Raw genomic sequence first — 16,934 nt, 5'->3', positions numbered from 1 at the left:
CGCTACTTCAGGGCGATGGCGAGGTTGGCGACTTCGTCCAGGTAGGAGCGGATCCGATCGGCATTGTCGCCGAAATCGCGGTCGCCGATCCGCGAGGCTGAGCGCACGTCGATGCGGGCACCGTCGGCCCGCGGATGCACCCGCACCGTGATGTCGGCGGGCAAGTTCAGGATCCGGGTATGGGCCACCGCCTCGATGCGGCCGTTGCCGATCCGCCCGCCGGGCCGGACCGCCTCGATGATCTGCCACTTGCGGTTCACTGCCGCCTTGCGGGCCAGCTCGAACGCTTCATCGGCCTCCACGTCGAGGGTCAGCGGCGCGATCTGAGGATAGGCCGCCCGCTGCGCTTCCCGGATCGCCGGCCCCGGCTCCGGGGGGGAGCGGCCGTCGCGGGCGGCGAAGGCGAGGCGTGAGCGCGAGAAGGCAGGCGGCCGTTCGGTGTCCGTCGACACATCGGTAAGCGCCGGCAGGCGCACACCCTTGAGCGCGGCGTAGGCCGGATAGGCCAGGACGAGGCTCGCCAGAAGCAGGCCCCCAACGGCAGCGCCGAGGCCGCCCGCGCCTTCTCGCCAGACTCGCACCATGGCGAACAGAGCGAGCGCCACGGCGACCAGGGAGAGGGCGATCCCGCTTCCGAGCACGGCAAGGGCCGGGGCCGGCTCGGCCGAGGGGCTGCGCACGATCAGAACCGCCATGGCCGTGACGATCAGGGAGAACAGGGCGAGCGTCCGCGCGTAGCGGCCCGCCCGCGTCACCGGTTCATCGAGAAGCTGACGACGCATGGTCCCGGAAGCGGATGGTGGAATGTAAGGGGTGGATAAGCTGCCGGGCAGTCTACAGGTTGGGGGACAGCCGCGCCACTCGGCTGCCCGGCGCACTCCCCTCTGCTACAAGCTGGACGGACATGTCCGAGCGTCAAGTCCGTCCCGCCTCAAGCGCCGAACCCGTCGATCCATTGCGGGTGTGGTTCCGCTTTATCCGCCTCAGCCGGCGCGTCACGGCCGCCGTCGCCGGTGAGCTGCGCGAGATCGGTCTGTCGATCCCGCAATTCGACGTGCTGTCGACGCTCAGCGAGCGTGAGGGTCTGACCCAGCAGGAATTGGCCGCCCGGCTTTATGTGACGAAAGGCAATGTATCGGGTCTGATCGATCGCCTCGTCGAGGCCGGATTGGTCGAGCGTCGCGCGATCCCCGGCGATCGCCGCTCCCACGCGCTCCATCTCACGGGGGCCGGTTCCGAGATCGCGGCCCGCGGGATCGCTGCCCAGGCCGCCTACGTCGCGCGAACCTTGGGCCGGCTCGATGAGGCGGACCTCCGAGCCTTCGAGGAACTCGTCGTCAAATGGCGCGAACTGGCGCGCGCCGAGGCCACGACCTGAAGGCCGGCCGAAAAAGAAACAGACGCCCAAGGCGCCCGTAGTAAGAGATATAATTCTGTATTGCCAAAGGGTCGGGCGGTCGAACGCGATCGACGCGCCCGGAACCGCCTCGACCGGTTTACGCTTCGCCGGTGCGACCCGTCGATTGACCGCCCTTGCGGCCAGCGGACGAGGCCAGCTCACGATCTTGCGAGAAAGACCGCTTCTCGGCCGGAACCGAACGACCGCCCTTACTGGCGATTTCGCGCTGCCGTTCGATATTCATGGAAGCGAAACCTCGCTTCGAGGTGGAATTACCAGATGCCATCAGCGCCTCCTCAGGCTAACTCTTCACACCCTCCTCAACCGTCATCCCTTTCGATTGTTCCTTGGCCGTATCGGCGGTCAAGGTGTGGGAAACACCTGTTCCGTCCAAACGTTAGCTCCACTCACACCAGCGCGTCGCGCGGAGTTGTGAACAGGTCTCCACAGGCCGGTCCACACCCATGAGGAGCCGGGATGACGAACCGATATATGGTGAAGCGTTCGCTTGTGGCCAAGTCTGGCGCCGTTGCCAGAGCCAACGGACTTCCCGAACCGAACACCGCGCCGTTGCCGGCGATGCCGGCGCCAGAGGATAGCCGGACGCCGACAACCGATCAGGAGCCTCTCGATTCGCCGCAGCCGAATTGCAGCGCGAAGCGCAGCCCGCCGAGTTCCGGCGAGCTCGGCTTGTCGACCCGCCGAGATTCGTAAAACGGCACTATCATGCCGATGCCGTTTGGGCCGGCAGCGTTTCGCGGATGCGGCGGCGCCGTTGCAACTCCTTCGTCGCGTGCCGCGGTCTCGCCGGCACGGTCGCTTTGACACGATCCGCCCATGCGTCTACCCGCGGGCCTTTCCGCCCGCCGCCCTGGAGGCGCATCGGAGTGTGTCCATGACCCTCGACACCGAGGTGATGTCGCTGCGGCAGGTGCCGCTGTTCCGTGAGGTCGAGCCGTCTCGCCTCAAGCTTCTCGCCTTCACCAGCGAGCGGGTGCATTTCGAGGCGGGCCAAGCCTTCTTCGCGCGCGGCGAAACGGCGGATGCCGCCTACCTGATCCTCGAAGGCGCTGCCGCCGTGTCCATCGACGGCCCGTTCGGCCCCGTGCGTCTCGCCCTGCTGGGCCCCAACGCTCTCGTGGGAGAGATGGGTATCCTGGCCGATCAGCCGCGCTCGGCGACCGTGACCGCCGACACGGCGACGACGGCTCTGCGGATCGACCGCGACGTGTTCATCGAGCTGCTCGCGCAATTTCCGCAGATCGGCATCGCCGTCATGCGCGAACTCGCGCTGCGCCTGGAGCAGACCAATCAGCGGCTGGCAGAGCAGGTCGGCAACGCCTGACCAGCGGACCGCATCAGCGATTGATCGCCCGTCCTCATCGTCGAACACCGCTCGTTCAGGGGCGCGCGAGCAGCGGAAACGCCGAGCTGCGGAGCCGGTCGGTGGCTTACGGCGTCGGATACGTGATGAACTCGATGAGCGAGCCATCGGGATCGCGGAAGTAGACGCTGACGCCCTGCCCGGCCGCTCCGTTCCGCTCCACCGGACCCAACTCCACCGGCACGGCGTGGGCGGCGAGATGCGTCATCGCATCCTCGATCGAGCCGGACCATCGAAAGCACAGATCGCTGCCGCCGGGCATCACGGGGTGGCGGGCGCGTGGCGTCCCGATCTGGCCCGGACCATGGACGTTGAGCTGGACGCCGCCGAAGCGAAACACCACGCCCTTGCCGAAGGGGATCACCTCGGCCCGCAGCACGTCGCGATAGAATGCCGTCGCGCGCTCCCAATCGGAGACGTGGATGACGCAGTGATCGAGATGGACAGCCGGCGCCAGCGCCGCGACATCGACGCCCGCTTCTCCCACGAGTTGTGTCTCGGTCTCGGGCATCCGCCCCCTCCTGCTCACGCGATCTTGCGCGGCAGATAACGCGCTCCGTCCCCGGGACGAGGCGGGTTCAAGGCAACGTTCCTCGCTCGATGCGGCCCCGAAGTCACACCCGATCGGTCCCGGGGCGGGTAGTCATGGCGGATGATGTGCAACGCTAACCCGCCGTCAGCGGCGGTGACAGGAGCCGCTATGGCATCTCCCAAGACCGCCGGCACGGCCGCCTCCATGACGGTCCGGACGTCGACCCGTCGCGTGATGCTCGCCGCTCTCTGCCTCGTCCCGCTCGCGGCCTGCCAATCGTCGAAGCCGGGACCGATGGCCGGCGGCGACGATGACGCGGCCTGGTACATCGGCACGATGCCCGACAAGCCGTTCGACGTGCCGCTGGTCGACCGGTCGCGGATCGATCCGAAGTATCGCCGCCAGGAGGTCGCCTATAGCGGCCCGGAGGCACCGGGCACGATCGTCGTCGACATCGACAAGCGTCAGCTGGCTCTGGTTCAGGAGGGCGGCACGGCGCTGCAATACGGTGTCGGGGTCGGCAAGGCCGGCTTCTCCTGGAAGGGCGACGCGCGGGTCGGCCGCAAGGGTGTGTGGCCGGACTGGAGCCCGACCACGACGATGGTCTCGCTGAATCCGAGCATCGAGCGTTCGCGCAAGGGTGGTATCGACAACCCGCTCGGAGCGCGCGCGCTGTACCTCTATAACGGCAATCGCGACACTCTGTTTCGCATCCACGGCACCAACGAGCCCTGGAGCATCGGCGAGCAGATGTCCTCCGGCTGCGTGCGCATGCTCAACGAAGATATCGTCGATCTCTACGAGCGCGTCCCCGTCGGCGCCCGCGTGGTGGTGAAGCGCAGCGGGAAGTACCGCGCCTGATCCGGCCGACGGCAGGGAACCTTCTGCATTCGTCGCGCGTCCTCATCCTGCGGCCAAGCTTGGCCGCAGGAGCGCTCCCGAACCTTCGTCCATGACCATCACCATCTCGCATCTTCAGCCGATCATCGCGATCCTGGCCGGCGTGCTGATCCTGATCGCGCCGCGGCTGCTGAACTACATCGTCGCGATCTACCTGATCGCGGTCGGGCTCATCGGCCTCGGCGTCCTGCGCCACTTCTCCTGACAGGAAGCGGCGAGATACGATCGACGGAGAGGACGGTGAAGGTCGTCCAGCGACGGGCCGACATCTGGTCCTCGCGGTGCGTCGCCCCTGTCTCGTGCTGCTCCGCGCCGGAGACCACTCCCCTTTTGCGCCCCGCGCACTACGCTCTGACAGAGCCATCACATCGTCACTCCTCGTTACGGAGTGGCATGAAGCTTATCCTTGCACTGCGACAGGAGATGCGCCACGCCCGCGTGAGCGGCGCTCAGGTCGCCATATCCGTCCAGCGGAGAGACTGATGACGAAATGGGTCTATTCCTTCGGTGACGGCAAGGCCGAGGGCGAGGCGTCGATGCGCAACCTCCTCGGCGGCAAGGGGGCCAACCTCGCCGAGATGTCGAACCTCGGCCTTCCGGTGCCCCCCGGCTTCACCATCACCACGGAAGTCTGCACCTACTACTACGAGCACGGCGAGACCTATCCGGCGGAACTCAAGGACGCCGTGAATGCGGCGCTCGACACCGTCGGCCGGCTCACCGGCCGCCGCTTCGGCGATGCCGACAAGCCGCTGCTGGTCTCGGTCCGCTCCGGCGCCCGCGCTTCGATGCCGGGCATGATGGACACGGTGCTCAATCTCGGTCTGAACGACACCACCGTCGAGGCCCTGGCCAAGGACGCCGACGACGAGCGCTTCGCCTACGATTCCTACCGCCGCTTCATCACGATGTACTCGAACGTCGTCCTTGGCGTGGAGCACCATGCCTTCGAGGAGGCTCTGGAGCACTACAAGGAACAGAAGGGCCTCAACCTCGACACCGATCTGAAGGCCGACGACTGGAAGCACCTCATCGGCGTCTACAAGAAGATCGTCCGTGACGAGCACGGCTCGGACTTCCCGCAGAAGCCCGAGGACCAGCTCTGGGGCGCCATCGGCGCGGTGTTCGATTCCTGGATGATCCCGCGGGCCAAGAAGTACCGCGAGCTGAACAACATCCCCGAGAGCTGGGGCACGGCGGTCAACGTCCAGGCCATGGTGTTCGGCAATATGGGCGACACCTCGGCCACCGGCGTCGCCTTCACCCGCAACCCCTCCACCGGCGAGAGCGCGCTCTACGGCGAGTTCCTCATCAACGCCCAGGGCGAGGACGTGGTCGCGGGCATCCGCACGCCGCAGGACATCACCGAGAAGGCCCGCATCGAGGCCAAGTCCGACAAGCCGTCGATGGAAAAGGCAATGCCCGAGAGCTTCGCCGAGCTGACGCGGATCTACGGGATCCTCGAAAAGCACTACCGCGACATGCAGGACATGGAGTTCACCATCGAGCGCGGTAAGCTCTGGATGCTCCAGACCCGCAACGGCAAGCGCACCGCCAAGGCGGCCCTGCGCATCGCCGTCGAGCTCGCCGGTGAGGGTCTGATCTCGAAGGAAGAGGCGATCAAGCGCATCGAGCCCGGCGCCCTCGACCAGCTCCTGCACCCGACCATCGACCCGAATGCCGAGCGCAAGGTGATCGCCACCGGCCTGCCGGCCTCGCCGGGCGCGGCGGTCGGCGAGATCGTGTTCAACTCGGAAGCTGCGGAAGCCGCCAAGAAGGCCGAGCGCCGCTGCATCCTCGTGCGCATCGAGACCTCGCCGGAGGACATCCACGGCATGCACGCCGCCGAGGGCATCCTCACCACCCGCGGCGGCATGACCAGCCACGCGGCGGTGGTCGCCCGCGGCATGGGCAAGCCCTGCGTCTCCGGCGTCGGCTCGATCCGGATCGACTACAAGGCGCAGACGCTCACCGTCGGCGGCGTGACGCTCAAGGCGGGCGATGTCATCACCATCGACGGCTCGACCGGCCAAGTGATCCAGGGCGAGGTCAAGATGCTCCAGCCCGAGCTGTCGGGCGACTTCGCCGCCCTGATGGAGTGGGCCGACGCGGTGCGGACCATGAAGGTGCGCACCAACGCCGACACCCCGGCCGATGCCCGCGCCGCGCGCAAGTTCGGCGCGGAGGGCATCGGCCTGTGCCGGACCGAGCACATGTTCTTCGAGGGCGACCGCATCGTGGCGGTGCGCGAGATGATCCTCTCAGATGATGCCGAGGGCCGTCGCGGCGCGCTCGCCAAGATCCTCCCCTATCAGCGCCAGGACTTCGTCGAGCTGTTCACGATCATGTCGGGCCTGCCCGTCACGATCCGCCTGCTCGATCCGCCGCTGCACGAGTTCCTGCCGCACACGGACGAGGAGATCCGCGAGGTCCAGTCGGCCACTGGCATCCCGGAGGACAAGATCCGCAACCGCATCCGCGAACTCTCCGAGCACAACCCGATGCTCGGCTTCCGCGGCTGCCGGCTCGCCATCGCTTTCCCCGAGATCGCCGAGATGCAGGCCCGCGCGATCTTCGAGGCCGCGGTGCAGGCCGCCAAGGATACCGGCGCGCCGGTGACCCCGGAGGTGATGGTGCCGCTGGTCTTCACCCGGATGGAGTTCGACATCGTCAAGGCCCGCATCGACGCCATGGCCAAGGCCGTGACGGAGGAGACCGGGGCCGAGCTCGAATATCAGGTCGGTACGATGATCGAGCTGCCGCGCGCGGCGCTCAAGGCCGGTGAGATCGCCGAGACCGCGGAGTTCTTCTCCTTCGGCACCAACGATCTCACCCAGACCGCGCTCGGCATCTCCCGCGACGACGCCGCGACCTTCCTCGGGCCCTACACCCAGAAGGGCATCCTCTCGGTCGATCCGTTCGTGTCGATTGATCAGGAGGGCGTGGGCGAGCTGGTGAAGATCGGCGCCGAGCGCGGCCGCGCGACCCGGGACGGGCTCAAGCTCGGCATCTGCGGCGAGCACGGCGGCGACCCGGCCTCGATCGGCTTCTGCCAGGAAGTCGGCCTCGACTACGTCTCCTGCTCGCCCTTCCGCGTGCCGATCGCCCGCCTCGCGGCGGCGCAGGCGGCGCTCGGCAAGGACGCCTGAGAGCAATGGTCGACGACCCCGCGGGCTCCGGCCCGCGGGGGCCACGTCACGGTCGGGCAAGCTTCGCAATAATTTTGCGGACAGCCCCCTGAACCCGTGTCGCCCGGGCACGTTACCTGCTAGCGGAAGACCCAGCGCGGCGAGCGTCGATTGGTCTTCCGGCCAGGGCACCCGCGGGACTTCCAGCCATGTCGCATCCCGACTCCCCCACGGCCCTCCTCGATCATCGCGCCATCGTTCCCGGTCACCGGGCGATGCAGGCCGCCTATCTCTGGATCCTCGCGACGCTCGCCACCGCCACCGGTGTGATCGGGCTGATCTACCTCGAGGCCGATCGCAACGAGCGCGAGGCCGGCCGGGCGATCATCGCCTCGCAGAACGGGAGCGGCTATGTCGCCGTCCTCGTGAATGGTCTCGCTCAACGCCACGGCCGACCGACGCCTTAACCGTCCGGCAACCACGTTCGCGATTAAACTCCCCTCCTTGAGGAACGGTCGCTCCCGCTTGGCTTAAGCTGGTGCTTCCGGCCGCTCGTGAGTGTGGAGTGTCGGCGTTGCGTACGAGGCGCGTGCGAGGCCTGGGGCTCGGCCCCCGCTGGATCGTCTCGGCCGTGGTGCCGTGGATGCTGGCAAGCGGCCTGCTGGTTTCCTTCACTGCCACCGCAGGAACCGACGCCACGCTCGGGCCCGAACGGCTTCTAACGCGCGATGTCGCAGTGACCGGCGCGCTGGCGAGTTCGACGGCGTGGAGCCCGGACGTCATCGAGGCCGGCCTCGTCGCGCCAGGCGCGCCTCATGAAGCCGAACCGGGCGAGGATGGTCTCCCTCCTCTCGCCGACTCCGACGGCGCCACCCCCGCCACGCCCCGCGCCGTGGCCCTTTCCTCGGTCACGCCGGCTCCCGCCGACGCGACGCCGATCGAAGTTGCCGCCTCGAATCTCGCCCTGCCAGGCTTCTCGGCCCGCCTCGACCGCAACCCGTCGGTGCTCGACCCGCAGATCTCGACGCCGGAAGGCAAGTCGCACTACGCCGACCTGATCAATCCGGATGCAATGGACCGCGAGCAGCGCTGCCTCGCCGAGGCCGTCTATTTCGAGGCCCGCAGCGAGCCCGAGGAGGGGCAGGCCGCCGTCGCGCAGGTCGTCCTGAATCGCGTCAAGAGCGGGCTCTACCCGTCCTCGGTCTGCGGTGTCGTCTACCAGAACCGCCATCGCTTCATGGGCTGCCAGTTCTCGTTCGCCTGCGAGGGCAAGTCGCTGCGCATCACCGACGCCGAATCCTGGCGCAGTGCGACTCGCGTCGCCAGCGCCGTGATCGAGGGCCGCACCTATGTCAGCGAGGTCGGCGGCGCGACCCACTACCATGCCGACTACGTCCGCCCCGGCTGGTCGCGCCGGCTCAAGCGCAAGGACATGATCGGCCGGCACATCTTCTATCAGCTCAAGCCCAATCAGACGTGAGGTCTGAGTCACGGTGTGGAAGGTCGGCGCGCCCGATCATTTCGCCTGCTTGAGGTAGTTCGCTCCGCCGATCACCAGAAGCTTGTCCGTGTCCCGGTCCGGTGCGAACAGGCTGAGCGACTCCGTCCCGCCCGCCTCGTCGCTCAGCGTGATCCGGAAACCTGAGACCGCGTAGCGCCCGCTTTGGAGAGGGCGGCGGCTGTGCCCCGCCACGGTGGTGCCGCCGTCGATCGACCCGCCGGTGGAGGAGAAGCCCGTGCTGCTCTCCCGAGTGAAGCGCCCGTCCGGGCTCAGGGTCAGCGTGCGCGTGCCGCCGACCGCCCCTGTCGGACCGCTCGATCCGAAGGTGTGGCTCCAGGTGCCGGAGAAGCGATGCCCTTCAGCGAAGGGCGGCATCGTCGCGTAGGTCTTATCGCCGATCCGGATGCCGTCCTTGGTGCGGGCGAAGGCCTCGCTTGAACGCTTCGCGAGGCCAAACGAGTTCTCGACCTCGACACGGTCGATGCGGTTGGCCGAGAGCCAGCCGCCTTTCAGCGCATAGGTGCCGCAGGTCGTCACCTCGGCGCGGCAATGGCCCGCGATATCGCCGTCGCGCGGCAGTTCGGTGGTGTAGAGCCCGCCCTTGTCGAACAGCAGAGTCGCCTGGTCGGCGATGAAATCCATGCCGCCGAAGGCATTGGGCATCAGCCGCGTCTCGGTGCGCGCATAAAGCCCGTCCATTCCTCCCTCACCGGGTTTCGGCGCGAGAACGAGGCCGCGGTCATCCTTCGACGGGCGGTAGGCTCGCACCAGCGCCTGGAACGCCTCGCGGACCGGCTTTTCGCTCTCGCGCTCGAGCTGGAGCGTGAGCAGCATCAGGTAATGCTCGCTGCCCCCGGCAGCGATCCCGACGAACCAGGCGTTCATCCGCAGCCCGTCGCTCGACCGGCAGCAGCGCTGCTCGATGCGGATGGGGTGTCCGTCGAGGGTTTCGCCCGCCTTCGCCGTGAGCGGCTTTCCCTCGCTCGGAACCTGCTTGATTCCGCGCACGAACTGCGTGAACGCCGTGTCGAAGGCACCGGAGGCAGGCTTCGGCTTGGCGACCAGAAGGATCGCCAGGCCCTTGCGCCCGCGCGGGCCCGACGGCTCGTAGACGCGCTGGAACAGGAGGCCGTCGCTCATCTCGCGCCGCGTCCAGTCCTCGAAGGCGGCGGGCAGGTCGAAGCGGGCGACGCCGAGCGCCGTCTCGGCGGGTCGGGCCGGCTGCGCAGTCGCGATCAGGACCGCGAGCGCGGCCCAGACGCCGCCCGCCCCCCGGCGCGAGGGGTAACCCGTCACGTCACGACGCTCGGCTCCGCCCGGCCGGTGAGCCGTTCGATGTCGGCCAGTTCCCGCGCCACCGCGACCACGGGGGCGAGAACCTCGGACACCGGCAGTTCCAGCCGGTCCGGGTCCGCCTCGTAGCGCTCGATATAGACCCGAAGCGTCGCCCCGGCGGTTCCGGTCCCCGAGAGCCGGTAGACGATGCGCGCATCCTCCGCGAAGGTGATCCGGACGCCCTGCGCTTCCGTCACCGACCCGTCCACCGGATCGACGTAGCGGAAATCGTCCGCCGCCTTCACGGTCAGGCCGCCGATCTCAGTCCCCGGCAGCGAGGCGAGCCGGGCCCGCAGGCCGTCCATCAGGCGGTTGGCGGCGGCGGAATCGATCTCCTCGTAATCGTGGCGGGTGTAGTAGTCGCGCCCGTACTCGGCCCAGTGCGCCCGTACGAGTTCCTGCGCCGGCCGACCGGTCGCGGCCAGGATGTTGAGCCAGAGCAGCACCGCCCACAGACCGTCCTTCTCGCGCACGTGGTTCGAGCCGGTGCCGGCACTCTCCTCGCCGCACAGGGTGATGCGGCCGGCATCGAGCAGGTTGCCGAAGAACTTCCAGCCGGTCGGGGTCTCGAACGCCTCGATCTCGAGGGCGGCGGCGACGCGATCGACCGCGCGGCTCGTCGGCATCGAGCGGGCGACGCCCGCGAGCCCCCCGGCATAGCCCGGCGCGCGATGGGCGTGCGCGGCGAGGATCGCGAGGCTGTCGCTCGGCGTGACGAACAGGCCGGGCGCCACGATCATGTTGCGGTCGCCGTCGCCGTCGGAGGCCGCGCCGAAATCCGGCGCGTCGGGACCGTGCATCAGGTCGAACAGCTCGTGGGCATGGACCGGATTCGGGTCGGGATGGTGCCCGCCGAAATCGGGTTTGGGCTCGCCGTTGACGACGGTGCCGGGCGAAGCGCCCAGGGCGCCTTCCAGGATCGCCTTGGCGTAGGGGCCGGTCACCGCCGAGAGGGCATCGAAGCGCATCCGGAAGCCGGAGGCGAACATCTTCGACAGCGCCTCGAAGTCGAACAGCGTACGCATCAGCTCGGCGTAGTCGGCGACCGGGTCGATCACTTCCACCGTCATCCCATCGATCTCGGTGGCGCCGATCCGGCCGAGGTCGAGATCGGGCGCATCGGAGATGCGGTAGTCGCCGATGGCCTTGGTGCGCTCGAAGATCGCGGCGGTGACGCTTTCCGGCGCCGGACCGCCATTGCTGCCGTTGAACTTGATGCCGAAATCGCCTTCCGGCCCGCCAGGATTGTGGCTCGCCGAGAGGACGATGCCGCCGACGGCCCCGTGCTTGCGGATGACGCAGGAGGCGGCCGGCGTCGACAGAAGGCCGTTCTGCCCGACCAGCACCCGCCCGAAGCCGTTGGCGGCGGCGATCTTGAGGGCGATCTGGACCACCTGCTCGTTGAAGAAGCGTCCGTCGCCGCCGATCACCAGGGTCGCGCCCTTGCGATCAGGGATGCAGTCGATGATCGCCTGGACGAAGTTCTGGACGTAGTGCGGCTGCCGGAAAACGGGCACTTTCTTGCGCAGGCCCGAGGTGCCGGGCTTCTGGTCCGGATAGGGACTGGTGGGAACCCGCTTCGCGGCCATGGTTCGCTCGATTCTCGCCAAGGATAAGGTTCGCACGTCGTAGTGCGCTGTGTCGGTTCGAGTAGGCCGGACTCGCGGATTTCGCCAGGGTCCGGCGGTGCCGTCACACCTCCGGGCCGAGACGGACGGTGAGAACCGATGGGTTCTGCCTCAGCCGCTCGGCGATCGCCGCGACGCTGGTCTGCGACAGCCGGACGAAGGCGATGGTGACATCCTCCACCCCCTCTTCCTCGCCCGGGCGCACCACGAACTGGCGCACCCGCGAGGCGCGCTCGCCGGTTACGTCCTGCAGGGTGTCGATCGACAGGCTGCCGGCTTTGACGGTGAGGTGGAGCGCGCGGCTGTGCAGCCGGTCGCGCCACCGCTCCTCGATCGGCTTCACCCCCGCGAGGATGCCGACGACAAGCACTGTGGCGGCGATCGCCGCGACGTAGAGGCCGCCACCGACGGCAAGCCCGATCGCCGCCACCGCCCACAGGCTCGCGGCGGTGGTGAGGCCCTTCACGGTCTCACCGCGCAGGAGGATCGTGCCCGCACCCAGGAAGCCGATGCCGGAGACGACCTGCGCGGCCACGCGCGAGGGATCGAGCACCACGTCCTTCTGCCCCAGCACGTCCGAGAAGCCGAAGGCCGAGACGATCATGAAAAGGCACGCGCCGACGCAGACCAGCATGTGCGTGCGCAGGCCCGCGGCCCAGAGCAGCCGCTCCCGCTCGAAGCCGATCACGCTGCCCATGGCGCCGGCGAGCACGAGGCGCGCCACCATCTCTCCGTTGCCGAGCATCGCTCCTCCCGCGCCCGTTCTTGCGGCCGAGATTGCGCCCGCTTCTCCCGTCGCGCAACGATGTCCCGCCCTGACGCCCCAACTTGACGCCCCGCCGGGCGCGGGTCCAATGCGGCGCGGATCCCAAATCCGTCAGCCGTTCGTGGGACGTCGATGCCGCCGCTTCTCGCCCTCCCCTTTCCGGCCATCGATCCGGTGGCGGTCTCGATCGGCCCCGTCGAGATCAAGTGGTACGCCCTGTCCTACATCGCCGGGCTCGTCGGCGGCTGGTTCTACGCGCGCCGCCTAGTCGCGGCGGATTCGCTCTGGGGCGTGGTCAAGCGCCCGACGCTCACCGACATCGACGATCTGATCGTCTGGGTCGCGCTCGGCGTCGTGCTCGGCGGGCGGATCGGCTACGTGCTGTTCTACAACCTGCCGCTCTACATGGAGCACCCGCTGGAGATCCTGGCGATCCGCAACGGCGGCATGTCGTTCCACGGCGGGTTCCTGGGCGCGATCCTGGCTCTGCTGCTCTTCGCTCGTGCGCGCGGCCTCAACGGCTACACCATGCTCGACATCGCCGCGGTGGTGGTGCCGGTCGGCCTGTTCTTCGGACGCATCGCCAATTTCGTGAACGGCGAGCTCTGGGGCCGCGCCGCGCCCGATTTCCCCTACGCCGTGGTCTTTCCCAGCGGGGGTGACGTGCCGCGCTACCCGAGCCAGCTGTTCGAGGCCGCCACGGAAGGCTTGCTGCTGTTCATCGTCATGGCGCTCGCCGTGCGCCGGTTCGGTTTCCGCAAGCCGGGCCTTCTCGGGGGCATCTTCGTACTGGGCTACGCGCTGGCGCGAACCTTCTGCGAATTCTTCCGCGAGCCGGACCGGCAGCTCGGCTTCCTGTTCGGTCAGGACGTCAATGCGCTCGGCGGCGGCGTGACCATGGGGATGCTGCTCTGCGTGCCGATGGCGCTGGTTGGCCTCGTCTACATCGTGCTTGCCGCCCGCGGGGTGACGCGTCCGCGACAGGCAGGTCCGGAGATCCAGGCCGAAGCGGGACAGATCTGAGCGTGACCGCCGAGGCGACGCCGCTCCTGCAAATCCTGGTGCGGGAGATCCGGGCGGACGGGCCGATCGGCCTCGACCGATACATGGCGCTCTGCCTCGGACATCCGCAGCACGGCTACTACGCCACGCGCGATCCCCTCGGCCGGAGCGGCGACTTCGTCACCGCGCCGGAGATCAGTCAGATGTTCGGCGAGTTGATCGGGGCGTGGGCGGCGGCCGTGTTGTCGATGATGGCGACACCGGGCGATCGGCCCTGCCTCGTCGAACTCGGCCCGGGCCGCGGCACGCTGATGGCCGACGCCCTGCGGGCCCTGCGCGCGGCGGGCGCCGACTTCGATCTTCACCTCGTCGAAACCAGCCCGGTGCTGCGCCGGATTCAGGCGGATCGGCTCGCCGGTATCGCGCCGACCTTCCACGATTCCGTGGCGAGCCTGCCGGATGCACCGCTCCTCGTGATCGCCAACGAGTTCTTCGATGCCCTGCCGGCCCGCCAGTTCGTGCGGACGGAGCGTGGATGGTGCGAGCGCCGGGTCGGCCTGACGGCCGAAGGCGACGCCCTCGCCTTCGGACTCGACCCTGAACCCGATCCGCGTCTCACGGCGCCGGGGCCGGTGGGCGCGGTGCTGACCCTGCCGAGCCAGGGGCTGGCGGTCATGCGCGATCTCGGCCGCCGCCTCGCCGCGAAGGGGGGCGCCCTTCTCGCCATCGATTACGGCGGCGATCAGCCGGGCTTCGGCGACACCTTCCAGGCGGTAGCGGGCCATCGCTACGCCGATCCACTGAACCAGCCCGGCGAGGCGGACCTGACGCTGCACGTCGATTTCGGCGCGCTCGCCCGCGCGGCCCGCGCGGAGGGCTTGGCCGTGCTCGGACCGACGACGCAGCACGACTTCCTGCTCGGGCTCGGCCTCGCGGCCCGCGCCGAGCGGCTGAAGGCCCGCGCCACGCCGGATCAGGCGCGGGCGATCGAGGCCGCCGCCGAGCGCCTGACCGATCCGGATCCGCGCGGCATGGGCGCCTTGTTCAAGGTGCTCTGCGCCTGCCACCCCGCCCTTCCGCCGCTGCCGGCGCTCCCACCCCCTGCCTGAGCCATCCAGTCGAGAGTCCGCGAGACCATGTTCATCGAAGCGCCCGAGCTGAGCTCGCACTCTTATATACGGCACGCCTTCTTCACCCGGAGGGGCGGCGTCTCCGAGGGCCTTTACGCGTCGCTGAACGGCGGGATCGGCTCCAGCGACGAGCCGGCGCGGGTTGAAGAGAACCGGGCGCGGATGTGCGCGCAGCTCGGACTGCCGAGCGGCAACCTCGTCAGCCTCTACCAAGTGCACTCGGCCGAGGTGGTGACCGTCGAGGCACCCTTCCCCCTGGCCGAACGCCCGAAGGCCGACGCCATGGTGACCCGCGTGCCCGGCTTGGCGCTCGGCATCGCGACGGCCGATTGCGGCCCGATCCTGTTCGCCGATCCGGAAAACCGCGTCGTCGGCGCGGCCCATGCGGGCTGGAAGGGTGCACTCGGTGGTGTCATCGCCGCCACGGTGGCCGCCATGGAGGCGCTCGGCGCCGAGCGCGAGCGCATCGTCGCCGTGCTCGGACCGACGATCTCGCAAGCCTCCTACGAAGTCGGCTCCGAGTTCGTTGAGCGTTTTCGTGCAGACGTGCCCGGAAGCGAGAAGTTTTTCGCCGAAGGGCGGCCCGGACATGCCCAGTTCGATCTGCCGGCTTTCATTCTCAAAAGACTGGCGGAAGCCGGCATCGGAGAGGCCGCTTCTGTGAACTTGTGCACCTATGCGGATCCGGAGCGATTCTACAGCTTTCGGCGCACGACGCACCGCAACGAACCGGATTACGGCCGACTGATATCGGCGATTGCACTCACCCCGTGACTATATTCTTACGGTACTCACAAAAGTCGTTGTATCCGTGCAACGCCCGCCGCAAGGGTGCCCACGGCCAGGCTTTTGTGCGCTGAAGCACTCGCATGTCGCGCCGCATCCATCGTAAGCCTTGCGGCGTCGCGGAACGCCGTGGTTGCATCCCTGCGACAATCTGTCCGGAACCATCACCAAAAAAAGCTCGGCCGTAAGTGAACCTTGGCCGTTCGGTGGCGTTTCCCGGTTGGAACGACGGCAGACCAAGACCACTGCCACAAAGGGGCCGCCTTCGGGACGGTCGGCGTGGTCAAGCCGCAACAGCATCTTCCGGGATGCTGGCATAGATACGGGGCACCGTGCCGCCTCGCTTCCCTGGAAGCACCGGCACAGTCAGAGAGGACCAGAGTAATGAAATCCTTCCTTCGCGCCGGTACGGCCATCGCCGGCATCGCCTTCGCCGGTTCGGCTCTCGCCGCCGACCTGCCGCGCCGCGCCGCGCCGCCGCCGGTGTTCCAGCCGGTGCCGGTCTTCACCTGGACGGGCTTCTACGCCGGTTTCAACGCGGGTTACGGCTTCGGCACCGGTGACGACAACAACGTTCCGACCGTGATCGGCGTCGGCCCCGCCAGCGGCCTCGTCGGCGCCGGCACCGCTGCCATCGCCTTCAACAACCGTCGCAGCGACGAAGGCTTCGTCGGCGGTGGTCAGATCGGCTACAACTACCAGTTCACCCCGGGCTCCGGTGTCGTGATCGGTATCGAGGCCGACGCTCAGTACGTCGACTTCGGCCGTGACCGGAACCGCTTCTCGGTCGCTCCGGGCTCCTCGCCGTTCCTGGCCGGCAGCCAGATCTTCAACCCGAACGGTCTGTCGGGCCTCGACTTCTTCGGCACCGTCCGCGGTCGCCTCGGCTACGCCTTCGACCGCACCCTCGTGTACGGCACCGGCGGCTTCGCCTACGGCTCCGGCGGCGGCTCCGACTTCGGCCTGCCGAACGGCTCCTCCGACGACTTCAAGACCGGCTGGGCCGCCGGTGGTGGTATCGAGTACGCTCTCCCGACCGACTCGTTCCTGAACTTCTTCAAGTCTTCGGCCGTCACGCTGAAGGTCGAAGGTCTCTACGTGAACCTCGACCGCGGCAACCGCCTGAACGGCGCCTTCGGTGCCACCCCGGCCGGCAACCTGGTCTTCACGAACAGCCCGGGCGTCGTGCTCGCCTCCGGCAGCCTCGCCCGTCAGCGCGAGACCGAGTTCGCCGTCGTCCGCGCCGGCCTGAACTACAAGTTCGGCTCGTACTAAGATCCGAAGCCTCGGCGGTCCCTCACCGGATCGCCGGACTTCCTCGGAAAAGCCCGGCCTCGTGCCGGGCTTTTTCTTTGTCCTGTGCTGGAGCGCACCGGTTCGCGCGCCCGGCCGATGCGGACAATCGACGCCGGCCCCCTGACAAAAGCTCGACCGGTCCCCATC

Annotated in this window: 17 protein-coding genes; 11 read left to right on the top strand and 6 right to left on the bottom strand. The window is 68.3% G+C overall.

Annotated elements, in window-relative coordinates; translation table 11 throughout:
• Positions 1-2: 2 nt before the first annotated feature.
• Entirely contained in the window at positions 3-782 is a 780-nt protein-coding gene (locus MPPM_RS15810) for a DUF1499 domain-containing protein (RefSeq protein WP_096485860.1), read from the bottom strand.
• A gap of 122 nt (positions 783-904) precedes the next feature.
• Between MPPM_RS15810 and MPPM_RS15805 the strand changes: the two genes are divergently transcribed.
• Entirely contained in the window at positions 905-1,378 is a 474-nt protein-coding gene (locus tag MPPM_RS15805; RefSeq protein ID WP_096485859.1) for a MarR family winged helix-turn-helix transcriptional regulator, read from the top strand.
• 118 nt (positions 1,379-1,496) lie between these two features.
• Here MPPM_RS15805 and MPPM_RS15800 read toward each other — a convergent pair whose 3' ends face one another.
• Positions 1,497-1,685: a con-10 family general stress protein gene (locus MPPM_RS15800; RefSeq protein ID WP_041371474.1), complete on the bottom strand. Its 189-nt coding sequence runs from the start codon at positions 1,683-1,685 to the stop codon at positions 1,497-1,499.
• A gap of 609 nt (positions 1,686-2,294) precedes the next feature.
• Here MPPM_RS15800 and MPPM_RS15790 point away from each other — a divergent pair.
• Positions 2,295-2,744 carry a Crp/Fnr family transcriptional regulator gene (locus MPPM_RS15790; RefSeq protein ID WP_096485857.1) on the top strand — a complete coding sequence of 150 codons (450 nt, stop codon included), beginning with the start codon at positions 2,295-2,297 and terminating at the stop codon, positions 2,742-2,744.
• 106 nt (positions 2,745-2,850) lie between these two features.
• Here MPPM_RS15790 and MPPM_RS15785 read toward each other — a convergent pair whose 3' ends face one another.
• Positions 2,851-3,294 (bottom strand): VOC family protein, encoded by a 444-nt coding sequence (locus tag MPPM_RS15785; RefSeq protein WP_096485856.1) that lies wholly within the window; start codon positions 3,292-3,294, stop codon positions 2,851-2,853.
• 189 nt (positions 3,295-3,483) lie between these two features.
• Between MPPM_RS15785 and MPPM_RS15780 the strand changes: the two genes are divergently transcribed.
• The 5 genes from MPPM_RS15780 (at position 3,484) to MPPM_RS15760 (ending at position 8,823) form a co-directional block, all read left to right on the top strand.
• Complete coding sequence (locus MPPM_RS15780; RefSeq protein ID WP_096485855.1) at positions 3,484-4,176, top strand: L,D-transpeptidase; 693 nt, start codon at positions 3,484-3,486, stop codon at positions 4,174-4,176.
• A gap of 91 nt (positions 4,177-4,267) precedes the next feature.
• Positions 4,268-4,420 (top strand): DUF3096 domain-containing protein, encoded by a 153-nt coding sequence (locus MPPM_RS15775; protein WP_096485854.1) that lies wholly within the window; start codon positions 4,268-4,270, stop codon positions 4,418-4,420.
• A 277-nt stretch (positions 4,421-4,697) separates the two neighbouring features.
• Positions 4,698-7,364, top strand: a complete 2,667-nt coding sequence (gene ppdK, locus MPPM_RS15770) for a pyruvate, phosphate dikinase (protein WP_096485853.1) — start codon at positions 4,698-4,700, stop codon at positions 7,362-7,364.
• A 188-nt stretch (positions 7,365-7,552) separates the two neighbouring features.
• Positions 7,553-7,810, top strand: a complete 258-nt coding sequence (locus tag MPPM_RS15765) for a hypothetical protein (protein WP_017486149.1) — start codon at positions 7,553-7,555, stop codon at positions 7,808-7,810.
• 107 nt (positions 7,811-7,917) lie between these two features.
• A complete protein-coding gene (locus tag MPPM_RS15760) occupies positions 7,918-8,823 on the top strand; it encodes a cell wall hydrolase (RefSeq protein WP_096485852.1) in 906 nt (301 codons plus the stop codon).
• 36 nt (positions 8,824-8,859) lie between these two features.
• On the opposite strand, the gene MPPM_RS15755 is transcribed toward MPPM_RS15760, so the two are convergent.
• From MPPM_RS15755 to MPPM_RS15745, 3 genes are all read right to left on the bottom strand, one after another.
• The gene (locus MPPM_RS15755; RefSeq protein WP_096485851.1) at positions 8,860-10,140 is read right to left on the bottom strand and encodes a hypothetical protein; all 1,281 of its coding nucleotides are present in this window, start codon (positions 10,138-10,140) and stop codon (positions 8,860-8,862) included.
• Positions 10,137-11,768 carry an alpha-D-glucose phosphate-specific phosphoglucomutase gene (locus MPPM_RS15750; protein WP_096485850.1) on the bottom strand — a complete coding sequence of 544 codons (1,632 nt, stop codon included), beginning with the start codon at positions 11,766-11,768 and terminating at the stop codon, positions 10,137-10,139. The genes MPPM_RS15755 and MPPM_RS15750 overlap by 4 nt, the downstream gene beginning before the upstream one ends.
• A 103-nt stretch (positions 11,769-11,871) precedes the next feature.
• Positions 11,872-12,552 (bottom strand): MgtC/SapB family protein, encoded by a 681-nt coding sequence (locus tag MPPM_RS15745; RefSeq protein ID WP_096485849.1) that lies wholly within the window; start codon positions 12,550-12,552, stop codon positions 11,872-11,874.
• A 153-nt stretch (positions 12,553-12,705) separates the two neighbouring features.
• On the opposite strand from MPPM_RS15745, the gene lgt reads away from it, so the two are divergent.
• The 4 genes from lgt (at position 12,706) to MPPM_RS15725 (ending at position 16,766) form a co-directional block, all read left to right on the top strand.
• Positions 12,706-13,596 carry a prolipoprotein diacylglyceryl transferase gene (lgt, locus tag MPPM_RS15740; protein WP_096485848.1) on the top strand — a complete coding sequence of 297 codons (891 nt, stop codon included), beginning with the start codon at positions 12,706-12,708 and terminating at the stop codon, positions 13,594-13,596.
• 2 nt (positions 13,597-13,598) lie between these two features.
• Positions 13,599-14,684: a class I SAM-dependent methyltransferase gene (locus MPPM_RS15735; protein WP_096485847.1), complete on the top strand. Its 1,086-nt coding sequence runs from the start codon at positions 13,599-13,601 to the stop codon at positions 14,682-14,684.
• A gap of 27 nt (positions 14,685-14,711) precedes the next feature.
• On the top strand, positions 14,712-15,479 hold the full coding sequence (pgeF, locus tag MPPM_RS15730) for a peptidoglycan editing factor PgeF (protein WP_096485846.1): 768 nt from the start codon (positions 14,712-14,714) through the stop codon (positions 15,477-15,479).
• Between the two features lie 396 nt (positions 15,480-15,875).
• Positions 15,876-16,766: an outer membrane protein gene (locus tag MPPM_RS15725; RefSeq protein WP_096485845.1), complete on the top strand. Its 891-nt coding sequence runs from the start codon at positions 15,876-15,878 to the stop codon at positions 16,764-16,766.
• Positions 16,767-16,934 lie beyond the last annotated feature (168 nt).

It is taken from the genome of Methylorubrum populi (assembly GCF_002355515.1).
In the GTDB taxonomy this organism is placed as follows: Bacteria; Pseudomonadota; Alphaproteobacteria; order Rhizobiales; family Beijerinckiaceae; genus Methylobacterium; species Methylobacterium populi_A.
The sequence above is the reverse complement of the archived record's forward strand: the minus strand, read 5'-3'. Positions and strand labels throughout refer to the sequence as shown.

Coding starts and splice junctions, on each gene's coding strand:
- lgt (WP_096485848.1), top strand. CDS start 12,706: ATGCCGCCGCTTCTCGCCCTCCCCTTTCCGGCCATCGATCCGGTGGCG.
- MPPM_RS15775 (WP_096485854.1), top strand. CDS start 4,268: ATGACCATCACCATCTCGCATCTTCAGCCGATCATCGCGATCCTGGCC.
- MPPM_RS15765 (WP_017486149.1), top strand. CDS start 7,553: ATGTCGCATCCCGACTCCCCCACGGCCCTCCTCGATCATCGCGCCATC.
- MPPM_RS15745 (WP_096485849.1), bottom strand. CDS start 12,552: ATGCTCGGCAACGGAGAGATGGTGGCGCGCCTCGTGCTCGCCGGCGCC.
- MPPM_RS15805 (WP_096485859.1), top strand. CDS start 905: ATGTCCGAGCGTCAAGTCCGTCCCGCCTCAAGCGCCGAACCCGTCGAT.
- MPPM_RS15750 (WP_096485850.1), bottom strand. CDS start 11,768: ATGGCCGCGAAGCGGGTTCCCACCAGTCCCTATCCGGACCAGAAGCCC.
- pgeF (WP_096485846.1), top strand. CDS start 14,712: ATGTTCATCGAAGCGCCCGAGCTGAGCTCGCACTCTTATATACGGCAC.
- MPPM_RS15780 (WP_096485855.1), top strand. CDS start 3,484: ATGGCATCTCCCAAGACCGCCGGCACGGCCGCCTCCATGACGGTCCGG.
- MPPM_RS15800 (WP_041371474.1), bottom strand. CDS start 1,685: ATGGCATCTGGTAATTCCACCTCGAAGCGAGGTTTCGCTTCCATGAAT.
- MPPM_RS15725 (WP_096485845.1), top strand. CDS start 15,876: ATGAAATCCTTCCTTCGCGCCGGTACGGCCATCGCCGGCATCGCCTTC.
- MPPM_RS15790 (WP_096485857.1), top strand. CDS start 2,295: ATGACCCTCGACACCGAGGTGATGTCGCTGCGGCAGGTGCCGCTGTTC.
- ppdK (WP_096485853.1), top strand. CDS start 4,698: ATGACGAAATGGGTCTATTCCTTCGGTGACGGCAAGGCCGAGGGCGAG.
- MPPM_RS15785 (WP_096485856.1), bottom strand. CDS start 3,294: ATGCCCGAGACCGAGACACAACTCGTGGGAGAAGCGGGCGTCGATGTC.
- MPPM_RS15810 (WP_096485860.1), bottom strand. CDS start 782: ATGCGTCGTCAGCTTCTCGATGAACCGGTGACGCGGGCGGGCCGCTAC.